12 protein-coding genes are annotated in these 11159 nt (G+C 69.9%); 7 read left to right on the top strand and 5 right to left on the bottom strand.

The window, feature by feature from the left end:
- Positions 1 to 68 precede the first annotated feature (68 nt).
- From AAG895_RS18445 to AAG895_RS18435, 3 genes are all read left to right on the top strand, one after another.
- Positions 69 to 1229 (top strand): ABC transporter substrate-binding protein, encoded by a 1161-nt coding sequence (locus AAG895_RS18445; protein WP_345793425.1) that lies wholly within the window; start codon positions 69 to 71, stop codon positions 1227 to 1229.
- Positions 1230 to 1314: 85 nt separating this feature from the next.
- On the top strand, positions 1315 to 1962 hold the full coding sequence (locus AAG895_RS18440) for a flavin prenyltransferase UbiX (RefSeq protein ID WP_345793424.1): 648 nt from the start codon (positions 1315 to 1317) through the stop codon (positions 1960 to 1962).
- A gap of 40 nt (positions 1963 to 2002) precedes the next feature.
- Entirely contained in the window at positions 2003 to 2608 is a 606-nt protein-coding gene (locus AAG895_RS18435) for an LON peptidase substrate-binding domain-containing protein (RefSeq protein WP_345793423.1), read from the top strand.
- 50 nt (positions 2609 to 2658) lie between these two features.
- Here the strand turns inward: AAG895_RS18435 and mutY are convergent, their stop codons facing one another.
- Positions 2659 to 3729, bottom strand: a complete 1071-nt coding sequence (mutY, locus tag AAG895_RS18430) for an A/G-specific adenine glycosylase (protein WP_345793422.1) — start codon at positions 3727 to 3729, stop codon at positions 2659 to 2661.
- A gap of 130 nt (positions 3730 to 3859) precedes the next feature.
- On the opposite strand from mutY, the gene AAG895_RS18425 reads away from it, so the two are divergent.
- Positions 3860 to 4357: a flavin reductase family protein gene (locus tag AAG895_RS18425; RefSeq protein ID WP_345793421.1), complete on the top strand. Its 498-nt coding sequence runs from the start codon at positions 3860 to 3862 to the stop codon at positions 4355 to 4357.
- Between the two features lie 25 nt (positions 4358 to 4382).
- Here the strand turns inward: AAG895_RS18425 and AAG895_RS18420 are convergent, their stop codons facing one another.
- Complete coding sequence (locus tag AAG895_RS18420) at positions 4383 to 5549, bottom strand: hypothetical protein (protein ID WP_345793420.1); 1167 nt, start codon at positions 5547 to 5549, stop codon at positions 4383 to 4385.
- A 220-nt stretch (positions 5550 to 5769) separates the two neighbouring features.
- Between AAG895_RS18420 and AAG895_RS18415 the strand changes: the two genes are divergently transcribed.
- A complete protein-coding gene (locus tag AAG895_RS18415) occupies positions 5770 to 6045 on the top strand; it encodes an HU family DNA-binding protein (RefSeq protein ID WP_002931801.1) in 276 nt (91 codons plus the stop codon).
- A 511-nt stretch (positions 6046 to 6556) separates the two neighbouring features.
- Positions 6557 to 7867 carry a DEAD/DEAH box helicase gene (locus tag AAG895_RS18410; protein WP_345793419.1) on the top strand — a complete coding sequence of 437 codons (1311 nt, stop codon included), beginning with the start codon at positions 6557 to 6559 and terminating at the stop codon, positions 7865 to 7867.
- A gap of 153 nt (positions 7868 to 8020) precedes the next feature.
- Here AAG895_RS18410 and AAG895_RS18405 read toward each other — a convergent pair whose 3' ends face one another.
- On the bottom strand, positions 8021 to 8623 hold the full coding sequence (locus AAG895_RS18405; RefSeq protein WP_345793418.1) for a cysteine hydrolase family protein: 603 nt from the start codon (positions 8621 to 8623) through the stop codon (positions 8021 to 8023).
- A gap of 126 nt (positions 8624 to 8749) precedes the next feature.
- Between AAG895_RS18405 and AAG895_RS18400 the strand changes: the two genes are divergently transcribed.
- Complete coding sequence (locus AAG895_RS18400; protein ID WP_345793417.1) at positions 8750 to 9628, top strand: LysR family transcriptional regulator; 879 nt, start codon at positions 8750 to 8752, stop codon at positions 9626 to 9628.
- A 33-nt stretch (positions 9629 to 9661) separates the two neighbouring features.
- Here AAG895_RS18400 and AAG895_RS18395 read toward each other — a convergent pair whose 3' ends face one another.
- Entirely contained in the window at positions 9662 to 10414 is a 753-nt protein-coding gene (locus AAG895_RS18395) for an amino acid ABC transporter ATP-binding protein (RefSeq protein WP_345795338.1), read from the bottom strand.
- A gap of 22 nt (positions 10415 to 10436) precedes the next feature.
- Positions 10437 to 11087, bottom strand: coding sequence for an amino acid ABC transporter permease (locus AAG895_RS18390; protein WP_345793416.1), 651 nt, complete (start codon positions 11085 to 11087; stop codon positions 10437 to 10439).
- Between the last annotated feature and the right edge of the window lie 72 nt (positions 11088 to 11159).

Below are 11159 nucleotides of genomic sequence, written 5' to 3'. Positions count from 1 at the left end.
CGTGGAGCTCGCCCGCCACGGTGATGCCTGCGCGTGGGCGGCGACCGTTCTGATCGGGAGAGTCCCTCATGTTCGTTCTTCGTATCCTGCGCAGCCTCGTGCTCGCCGCCAGCGCTGCTGCCCTGCCGGCCACCGCTGCCGAGGTGGTCGGCAAGGAGATCGTCGTCGGCACGGTGTCCGACCTCTCGGGGCCGATCGCAATGCTCGGCGTGCCGGTGCGCGATGGCATGCTGATGCGCTTCGACGAGGCCAACGCCGCCGGCGGCGTGCATGGTCGCACGATCCGTCTCGCGGTCGAGGACGCGGGCTACGATCCCAAGCGCGCCGTGCTTGCCGCGCGCAAGCTGGTGCAGCGCGACCGGGCCTTCGCCTTCCTCGCCAACATGGGCACGCCGGTGGTGATGGCGACCATGCCGATCATCGTCGACGCCGGGCGGCTGCACCTTTTCCCGTTCTCGCCGCACCGCGCGACCTACGAACCCCTGCATCCGCTCAAGTTCCAGAACTTCGCGCCCTACCAGGACTACATGGAAGCGGCCACCCGCCACATGGTGCAGCAGCGCGGCCATGAGCGCAGTTGCCTGCTCTACCAGGACGACGACTACGGCCTGGAGGTCATGAAGGGGGTGGAGAAGGCGCTCGCCGGCCTCGGCCAGGAACTCGTGGAGCGCACCAGCTACAAGCGCGGCGCGACCGACCTCTCCAGCCAGATCGCCCGCCTGCGCGCTGCGCGCTGCGACTTCGTGGTCCTCGCCACCGTGGTGCGCGAGACCGTGGCGGCGATGGCCGAGGCGCGCAAGATTGGCTGGGACGTGGACATGCTCGTCACCGCCTCCGGCTACTCGGCGCAGACCCACGAGCTCGGTGGCGCCGCGGTGGAGGGCCTGTACGGCGTGTCGGTGCTGCCGCACCCGTATGCCGAGGGGGCCAACAGCCAGCTCGCGGCGTGGATCGAGCGCTATCGCGCGCGCTTCAATGCCGAGCCCAACGTATGGAGCGTGATGGGTTACACCCTCGCCGACATGTTCGTGCGCACCGTCGAAGCCGTCGGCCCGGAACTGACGACGGAGGCCTTCGTCCGCACGCTCGAGCAGACGACCTTTCCGCGCGACTACTTCGGTAGCCCGAACTACCGCTTCACGCCCGAGGACCACCTCGGCAACCGTCATGGCCGCCTCGCGCAGATCCGCAACGGGCGCTGGGAGCTGATCACCGACTACCTGCAGTGAGTGCTCGACCGGCCGCCCCCGTGCGCATGCACGCCTGGCGACCGATGGGGTACGCTTGCGGCTCTCCCCAAGTCCGACGTCCATCATGAGTTCCCCGCGCACGATCACCGTTGCCTTCACCGGCGCTTCCGGCCTGCCTTACGGCGTGCGCCTGGTCGAATGTCTGCTGCGGGCGGGCTGCCGGGTGTGGCTACTGTATTCGCAGGTGGCGCAGATCGTCGCCCGCCAGGAGATGGACTGGAACCTGCCGGCGCGTCCGGCCGAGGTCGAAGCCGAGCTGTCGGCGCGCTTCGCCGCGGCGCCGGGGCAGCTGCGCGTGTTCGGCCGCGAGGAGTGGTTCGCGCCGCCGGCCTCAGGCTCCAATCCGCCCGACGCCATGGTCGTGTGCCCATGTACCATGGCCACGCTGGCTGCGATCGCCGGCGGACTGAGCCAGAACCTTATCGAACGTGCCGCCGACGTCGTCATCAAGGAAGGCCGCAAGCTGGTGCTGGTGCCGCGCGAGACGCCGTACTCGGCGATCCACCTCGAGAACATGCTCAGGCTCGCCCGCCTGGGGGTCTGCATCCTGCCGCCCAACCCCGGCTTCTACCATCACCCGCAGAGCGTGCAGGACCTGGTCGACTTCGTCGTCGCCCGCATCCTCGACCAGCTCGGCGTGCCACATGCGCTGATGGCGCGCTGGGGCGAGGATCGCGCCGGCGAGGCCGGGCCGGTCGCAGGCGCGCCCTGATCCCGTCCGCCGCGCAACCGCCCGAGACCAGGAGCACCCGATGAGCACGCCACCGCCCGACCGCCTGCCCCTCTTTCCGCTCAAGACCGTGCTCTTTCCCGGCGGCGTGCTGCCGCTGCGCGTGTTCGAGGCGCGCTACATGGACATGGTGACGCGCTGCATGCGCGAGGACGCCGGATTCGGCGTGTGCCTGATCGCCGCGGGCGAGGAGGTGGGCGAGACGGCGGTGCCGCATCCGGTGGGCACCGAGGCCCGCATCGAGCAGTGGGACATGGCGCAGGCCGGCGTGCTGAACCTGCTCACCCGGGGTGCGAGGCGCTTCCGGATCGAGGACCATGAGGTGGAGCGCGATGGGCTGCTCGTCGCCCGCGTGCGCTGGCTGGAGGAGCTGCCCGCGGAGGCGGTGCCCGAGGCGCAGGCCGATCTGTTGCCGCTGCTGAAGACGATCGTCGCCGAGCTCGGCGAGCGCCTGCCACCGCCGCACCTCTTCGACGACGCCGCCTGGGTCGGCGCGCGCTACACCGAGCTGCTGCCGATCCCGCTGCTGGCCAAGCAGAAGCTGCTCGAGCTCGACGACCCCCTGAGCCGGCTCGAGATCCTGCAGAAGTACCTGCGCGAACACGGGCTGCTGCCCAATCGCGCCTGAGCCGGCGTGCGGGCATCCCGGCGACTCGGCCCGCACATGCGGGCGGCGTTTCAGTCGCCGCCGAACAGGTCCGGTGCCGCGAGCGCATCGAGGATGCGTCGCACCGGCGCCGGCAGCGCGGCGCTGGCGCGCTCGCCGAGCGCCAGCCAGCGCAGATCGCCGTCGTCGGCCGCGCTGGTCGCCGGTGCGAGCCCGTCCACCGGCAGCAGCACCGGCGTGAGTTCGAGCACGAAGTGGGTGAAGGCGTGGCGCAGGGGCGTCAACGGCTCGGGTGCGGCGACGGCGAGGCCGAAGCGCTCGCGCGCCCAGCATGCAGGGTCGCGCGCCGCGGGCGGAATCTCGGGCAGCGCGAGCAGGCCGCCCCAGATTCCGGTGGGGGGCCTGCGCTCGAGCAGCACCGCGCCCGCGTGCAGGATCACCGCATGGCGGGCGCTGCGGTGTGGAACGGCCTTGCGCGGGCGCGGCGTCGGCAGTTCGGCGATGCGCTGGTCGCGGTAGGCGACGCAGTCGTCGGCGAACGGACAGCGGCGGCAGTCAGGGCGGCTGCGGGTGCACAAGGTGGCGCCGAGGTCCATCTGCGCCTGGATGTAGCGGCCCACGTCGGTGGCCGGCAGCAGCGCCTCCGCGCGTTCCCACAATGCCTTCTCGACCGCCTTGTCAGCGGGATAGCCTTCGATGCCGAAGATGCGGCACAGCACGCGCTTGACGTTGCCGTCGAGGATGGCGGCGCGTTCGCCGAAGGCGAAGGCGGCGATCGCGGCTGCGGTCGAGCGCCCGATCCCGGGCAGTTCGGCGATCGCCGCCGCGGTGCGCGGGAAGCGGCCGCCGTGCGTGTCGACGATCATCTGCGCGGCGCGGTGCAGGTTGCGTGCGCGGGCGTAGTAGCCGAGTCCGCTCCACAGCGCCATGACCTCGCCGACCGGGGCGGCGGCGAGGGCGGCGACGTCCGGGAAACGCTCGAGGAATCGGGTGTAGTAGGGGATGACCGTGTCGACCTGGGTCTGCTGCAGCATGATCTCGGACAGCCAGATGCGATACGGGTCGTGTCCGCCCTGCCAGGGCAGGTCGTGACGGCCGTGCTGCCGCTGCCAGGCGACGAGACGCGTTGCGAACTCACTCATGTCGCGGTTTTTCCGATGTTTTTTTGCCTGCATCAAGGCCTTCGCCCTCGACGCTGGAAGCCTGCGCGAGGATAATCCGCGCTTCGATTGCACTGCAACAGAGCGCGGATCCACCGCGACGCCCCATCCCATGACCCAACAGCGCTTCCCGGCCGAGGACTTCTCGCGCCGCTTCCGCAACTCGCTCGGCATGTTTGCCACCGGCATCACCGTGGTCACCACGCGCACGCCTGCGGGTGTGCCCATCGGTCTCACGGTCAATTCCTTCAACTCGGTTTCGCTCGATCCGCCACTGATCGTGTGGAGCCTGTCGAACGACCTGCCCAGCCGGCCCTTGTTCGAAGGCTGCGAATACTACGCGATCAACGTGCTCGCCGAGGACCAGGCCGATCTTTCGCAGCGCTTTGCCAGCCGCGGGGAGGACAAGTTCGTCGGCCTCGAGTTCGACACCGGGGCCGGTGGAGTGCCCCTGCTGCGTGGCTGTTGCGCGCGCTTCCAGTGCCGCAATACGGTGCGTCACGAGGGCGGCGACCACATTGTCTTCATCAGCGAGGTGGTCGACTTCGATCGCGCCGAACGCCCGCCGCTGATCTACTTCGGCGGTGCCTACCGCCAGCTCAAGGCCTGAGCCCAGGGGGGCGTGACCTGGCGCGCTAGTCGCGCTTGCGGGCGGCCGGGCGTTCGGTGATCTCCACCACGTGCTCGATCGAGGGGTCGAGCGCGAGCGCGAGCACGGTGAGCCGCTTGTGCGCGCCGGCGAGGTCCTCGCCCTGCGCGGGCGCGCACACCGCCTCGCGGCAGAACGGCCCTTCCGGATGGAAATTCCACGCGCCGGCCGGAATCATCACGCAATCGGCGATGACGCCGTCGGCCATCCGCACCCAGCACAACAGCGCGCCGCGCGCCGTGGCCACGCGCGCCATGCCGACCCCCGGGCTGGCGAGCACGGCGTCGATCAGCGGCGGCACCTCGTCGGTGTGGGGGTGGCGCATGCGACTGGCGCAGTCGGCGACGTCGATCGCCTTGGCGAACAGGCGGGCGGAAACCCGGTGCCCGCGCTCGAGCAGCAGGCGCACCAGCGGCGATGGCGCATGACGGGCAACGGGCCCGGTCTCGGCGGGAGCGCCACAATAGGTGGGACGGCGCACGAACTCCGCGCTCGGCCAGGTGCCGACGCTGCCCACCCAGGCCGCGGCGCTGAGCGTGCCGAGGAGCTGCGTCGGCTTGCCGGGCAGCGTCGATGCGCCCATCGCGATCAGGCTGCTCATCACCGAACTCAGGCTGCCGCCGGCGTTGAGGCGGTCGATGAACTCGCCGATGCCATGCGGCATGCGGATCTGGTTGAAGAAGCCGGCGAGCATCTCGCGCGCCACCAGGTCGAGCACCTCGCCGCCGAGGGCGAAGGCCGTCTCGGCGTCGGTTTCCGCGTCCAGCCGGCGGTGGAATTCCGCGTAGCGGTTGTAGCGTGGCTCGAAGCCGAACTGCGGTGGCCAGTCGATGAGCAGTCGCCGCAGGTGAGCGTCTGCCATCTCGGCGGCCAGGCGGCGCTCGATGGCGACGCGGGCTTCGTCGTCCGTGTCCGCGCCGGTCTGGCCGAGGGCGAATGCGCACGCCTGCTCGAGCGCACACGCATGCGCGCGCGGGCTGTGGCTGGCATGGGCGAGCAGATGCGCCGTCGCGGCCGCAGGCGTCATCCCGATCACCTGGTCGCCCATCCATGCACGTGCCGGAATGTGCACCTTGACGCGGGAGATTTCGCCGCCCTGGCGGTTCGCCGTGATGCGGATGATGTCGTCGCCGGCGGGGTCTTGTGTGTTCATCGTAGTGTGTTTCGTCGACTTCTGGCTGAGGAGGATAACGCCTGTTGCTGCCGGTGGCGGGATTTCGCCATGGTCATGGCCGGACGAGGGGTACGTGATGCGTGTCATGGCCTACGTCACGCGCCGCCATCACGAAACGCCCCAGAATCCGCGACGGTGCTAGAATCCGCCGCGTAGACCGGACTTTCCAAAATCCCACTCACACCAATCGAGGAAAAGCATGAATAAAGGTGAATTCGTCGAAGCCCTGGCCGACCGTCTTGATGTTTCCCGCGCTCAGGCCGATCGCGCGCTGTCCGCCGTGCTCGACATCATCGCCGAGCAGCTGGGCAAGGGCGAGAAGGTCGCCTTCACCGGTTTTGGTTCCTTCGAGGTTTCCGAGCGCGCTGCCCGCACCGGCCGCAATCCGCAGACCGGCGCCACGATCGAAATCGCCGCCTCGAGCGTGCCCAAGTTCACCGCCGGCGCCACGCTGAAAGCCGCGGTCAACAAGTAATTCCGCCGCTTGCGGCTCCCCGGGGCACGGCCCCGGCAGGAACGGGCCGGTACGGTGCGTACCGGCCCGTTCTTCATTCGGGCGTGGCTGGCCGTTCGAAATAATGGGCGACAGCACGCGCGAAACGGATTATACTACTCGCCGTTGTGCAATGCAGCATCAGGGCCATCAAGGTTTTCGGCGCGGACAAGGACGCCCGCCGACCGGCCCCAGGGACTGTAACCACAGCCCCATCGCCCCCGACCTCCCGCCGAACCCCATTCGTTCTTCCGATCGTCTGGCATCGTGACAACCGGTTGGTGCCGATGCGCGGTCCTTCCACCGCGGTTTCGTGACCGCGTGCCGAAGCGACCGGCCACGCCCATCGCGCGTTCGTCGCCCTTGCGATTCCGTGTGCCTTGCCTGCCCCGCAGGCCCGGCACACCGCGATGCCATGCGGCCCGATTTTCACGGGCCCGAATCCGTCCGCCCCTCATCCACGGGCCGGACAGCAAGACACAGGAAGAACCCCATGACGTTCCAAAGCCTCGGCCTCGCCGCAGAACTCCTCAAGGCCGTCGAGCAGACCGGCTACACCACGCCCACCCCGGTGCAGATGCAGGCCATTCCCGCCGCCATCGCCGGTGAGGACCTGCTGGTGTCCAGCCACACCGGCAGCGGCAAGACCGCCGCCTTCACGCTGCCCGCCCTGCACAAGATCATCGATCGCCGCCCGGCGCCGGGAAGCGGCCCGCGCGTGCTGGTGCTCACCCCCACGCGCGAGCTCGCGCTGCAGGTCGAGAAGGCCGTGCAGACCTACGGCAAGGCGCTGCGCTGGCTCAACACCGCCTGCCTCGTCGGCGGCGCGCCGATGTTCGCCCAGATCAAGCAGCTGCAACGCCAGTGCGACGTCGTCGTCGCCACCCCCGGCCGCCTGCTCGACCACCTCAATCGCCGCAAGGTGAAGCTGTCGGACGTCGAGGTGCTGATCCTCGACGAGGCCGACCGCATGCTCGACATGGGCTTCGCCGAGGACATCGACGCCATCGTCGCCGCCACCCCGGCCAAGCGCCAGACCCTGCTGTTCTCGGCCACCCTCGACGGCGTGGTGGGCAGCATGGCCTCGCGCATGACGCGCAACCCGCAGCGCATCGAGATCGAGGTCGCCAAGGAAGACCGTGGCCAGATCGAGCAGCGCCTCATGTTCGCCGACGACCTCGGCCACAAGAACCGCTTGCTCGAAGCCCTGCTCGGCAGCGACGGCATGAACCAGGCCGTGGTGTTCACCGCCACCAAGAAGAGCGCCGACGAGCTGTCGCTGTCGCTGCAGGAGAAGGGCATCGCCGCCGCCGCGCTGCATGGCGACATGCACCAGACCCAGCGTAACCGCACCCTCGACCGCCTGCGCCAGGGCCGCATCGGCGTGCTGGTGGCGACCGACGTGGCCGCGCGCGGCATCGACGTCGCCGGCATCAGCCACGTCATCAACTTCGACCCGCCGCGCCAGGCCGAAGACTATGTGCACCGCATCGGCCGCACCGGCCGCGCCGGTCGCGACGGCGTGGCGATCACGCTCTCGGGGCCGCGCGAGACCGGGCTGATCCGCGCCATCGAGCGCTTCACCGGCGGCCGCCTGGAAGTGCACACCATTCCGGGCATGGAGCCCTCGCCGCGCAAGCCCTCGGGTCCGCGTCCGGCTGGCAATGGCGGACGTCGCTTCGGCAGTGGCGGTGGCTTCGGTCGCCCTGGCGGTGAGGCCCGTCGCAGCGGTGGCGGCTTCAACCGCGACGGTCACCCGTCGCGCAGCGAACGCAGCCACGGCGACCGCCGTTCGCGCGGCTGATCGCGCGCCCGGCTCGGCCGGCGTTCGCGCCGGCCCGGTAAAGGCCACGGCCCCCGCGCAGCGCTCGCTGCCGGGGGCCGTGCCACGTTCACGGTCGAGCGGCTGCCGTATGCGACGGCGCGACATGCAACGCTCGGACCCGGTGCGCGAAGCTCAGTCTGGAATCGCCTTGCCGTCGGGCACCACCACCGCGAACAGGTCGGCGAGCGCAGCCAGCGCCGCGGACTGCAGGGCGGCGGCTTCGAGCACGCCGCCGTCGGGCGCCGGCAGCGCGCGCGTGGCGGTGGCCGCAGCAGGCACGGTCACCGCGTAGCCCAGATTGAACGCACCGCGCGCGGTGGAGTTGATGCACATGTGGGTCATGAAGCCGACCACGACCAGGTTCTTGACGCCGGCGGCCTTCAGACGGGCGTCGAGTTCGGTGCCGACGAAGGAATTGGGGTAGTGCTTGACCACCACCGCCTCGCCCGCCGCCGGCGCCACCTTGTCGGCGATCGCCCCGCATTCGGCATTGAGGTCATAGGGCGAGCCGGGGCCGGCGTCGTGCTGGATGTGCACCACCGGAATCTTCAGCGCCCGCGCGCGCGCCAGCAGCTGCGCGCATTCGTCGAGCGCCGGTTCCACGCCTTCGAGCTGCATCACGCCGCTGCGGTAGGCGTTCTGGGCGTCGACGATGACCAGCGCCGACTCGGTCAGGCGGGGCGGGGTGGCGGGCAGGCCGGACAACTGGCGCAGGGTGGTCGATGCGGTGCTCATGGGCAGTCTCCTGAGAGTGTGGGAAAGGAAGTCACAAGGTGCTGCGGGAGGCTACACGCCGCCGCCTGCCTGCGTAAATGTGGATTCTTGCCGTACACTGCTGCAGATTTGCAGGGGCGGGCATACATGAACTGGGATGATCTGCGCTTTTGCGTCACCCTCGGCCGCGAGGGCACCCTGGCCGCCGCGGCGCGCCGGCTCGGCGTCGACCAGACCACCGTCGCTCGCCGCCTGCGCGCGCTCGAGGACAGCCTGGGGACGCCGCTGTTCGAGCGCAACGACGGGCTGTGGCAGCCGACCGCGGTCGGTGGCCGGGTGCTGGAGCGGGCTGTACGGATCGAGGAGGACGTGGCCGGGATCGGCCGTCTCGCCGAGGCCGGCGCCGGCACGGTGGGCGGCGTGGTGCGGATCACCGCGGTCAGTGCCCTCATCGGCGACTGGCTGGTGCCGCACCTGCCCGGGCTGTATGCCCGCTACCCCGAACTGTGCGTGGACCTCGTCGCCAGCAACGACAACCTCAACGTCGCCCGCCGCGAAGCCGACATCGCCATTCGCCTTGCGCGCCCAGCGAGCGGCGACTTCCTGATCCGCAAGCTGGCGGACGTGGGGTTTGCGCTCTACGGCGCGGCGCGTGGTGACCTGCCGGTCAGCGCGGGCGACTGGGTGGCCTACAACGAGGACCTCGAGCACACGCCGGAGATGCAGCGCCTGCACGCGATGCGCGGCGGCGGCCGCATCCGCCTGCGCGCCAACAGCCTGCGCGGCCTGATGCAGGCGGTGGCCGACGGCATCGGTCACGGGCTGCTGCCCTGCTTCCTGGCCGAGGCGGACGTCCGTCTGACACGCCTGTCGGGCCCGGCGCCGATCCTGAGCCGCGAGCTGTGGATGCTGATCCATCCCGACGCCCGCCCCGTGGCCCGCGTCTCGGCGACGGCGGACTGGCTGGTGGAGCGTTTCGGCGAAGAAGCCGGACGGCTTGCGGGCACCCCGGCGGCGCGCCCGTAGCGCCGACGGCGCAGCCTGCGTCGGGTCCAGGTTTCAGAGCATGCTGTCGAGGAAGGCGCGCGTGCGCGGATGCTGCGGGCTGGCGAAGAATGCCGCCGCCGGCCGCGACTCGATGAGTTCGCCGCCGTCCATGAACACCACACGGCTCGCCACCTCGCGCGCGAAGCCCATCTCGTGCGTCACCACCAGCATGGTCATGTGCTCGTCGGCGAGCTGGCGCATGGTGCGCAGCACCTCGCCGGTGAGCTCGGGGTCGAGCGCCGAGGTGGGCTCGTCGAACAGCATGATGTCGGGCTCCATCGCCAGCGCGCGCGCGATCGCCACGCGCTGCTTCTGCCCGCCTGAGAGCCTCGAGGGGTAGGCGTCGCGCTTGTCGAAGAGACCGACCTTCCTCAGCAGTTCCTCGGCCTTGGGCAGGATGGCCTCGCGCTTGATGCCCTTCACGGTGATCGGCGCCTCGATCACGTTCTGCAGCACGGTCAGGTGCGGGAACAGGTTGAAGTGCTGGAACACCATGCCCATGCGGCGGCAGATGCGGCGCACCTCGGCGTCGGCGACGTAGCGCGCGTGGCCATGGGCGTCGTTGTCGGCGAGCACGTCGCCCTCGATGACGATGCGCCCGGCATCGATGGTCTCGAGGTGGTTGAGGCAGCGCAGGAGGGTGCTCTTGCCCGAGCCCGAGGGGCCGATTACGGCGACCACCTCGCCCTTGGCCAGCGTCAGCGACACGCCCTTCAACACCTCGTTGGCGCCGAAGCGCTTGCGGATGCCGTCGGCGAGAATCATCGGACTCGTCATCGCAGCGCTCTCAGTCATAGACGGCATGGCGTTTCTCCAGGCGCTGGAACAGCCAGGTCAGCACCAGCGTCATCAGCAGGTAGAAGCCGGCGGCGACGATGAAGGGCGTGATCGTGAAGTCGCGCTGCACGATGCCGCGCGCGGCGCGCAGCAGGTCGTTGAGCGCCAGCACGTAGATCAGCGAGGTGTCCTTGACCAGGGTGATGGTCTCGTTGCTCATCGGCGGCAGGATGCGCTTGACCACCTGCGGCAGCACGATGCGGCGCATGGTCTGGCCGTAGGAGAAGCCGAGCACCTTGGCGCCCTCGTACTGGCCGCGGTCGATCGACTGGATGCCGGCGCGGAAGATCTCGGCGAAGTAGGCCGCGTAGTTGAGCGCGAAGGCAACGATCGCCGCCGGGAAGTCGGGCAGGCGGATGCCCACCACCGGCACGAAGGGCAGCGCGTAGTAGATGAACAGCAACTGCAGCATCAGCGGCGTGCCGCGCATCAGCCAGATGTAGCCATTGACCGCCTGGCTGGCGACGGTGAAGCGCGAGATGCGGATCAGCGCCAGCGCGAGGCCGAGCGGCACCGCGAGCGCGAGCGTGATGACGAAGAGCTGCAGCGTGACCAGCGAGCCCTCGGCGAGCGGGCCGAGGATGCTGAGGATGTAGTCCATGAGGGGTGCCCGGACGCTGGAGGGTTGAGGCCCGGATGGGCTGGAGGCTGAGCCGGCGAGGCCTGCGCCTGT

The sequence above is a fragment of the Thauera sp. JM12B12 genome (assembly GCF_039614725.1).
Taxonomy (GTDB): Bacteria; Pseudomonadota; Gammaproteobacteria; order Burkholderiales; family Rhodocyclaceae; genus Thauera.
Note: the sequence above shows the minus strand (reverse complement) of the source record. Positions and strands in the feature narration are given on the sequence as shown.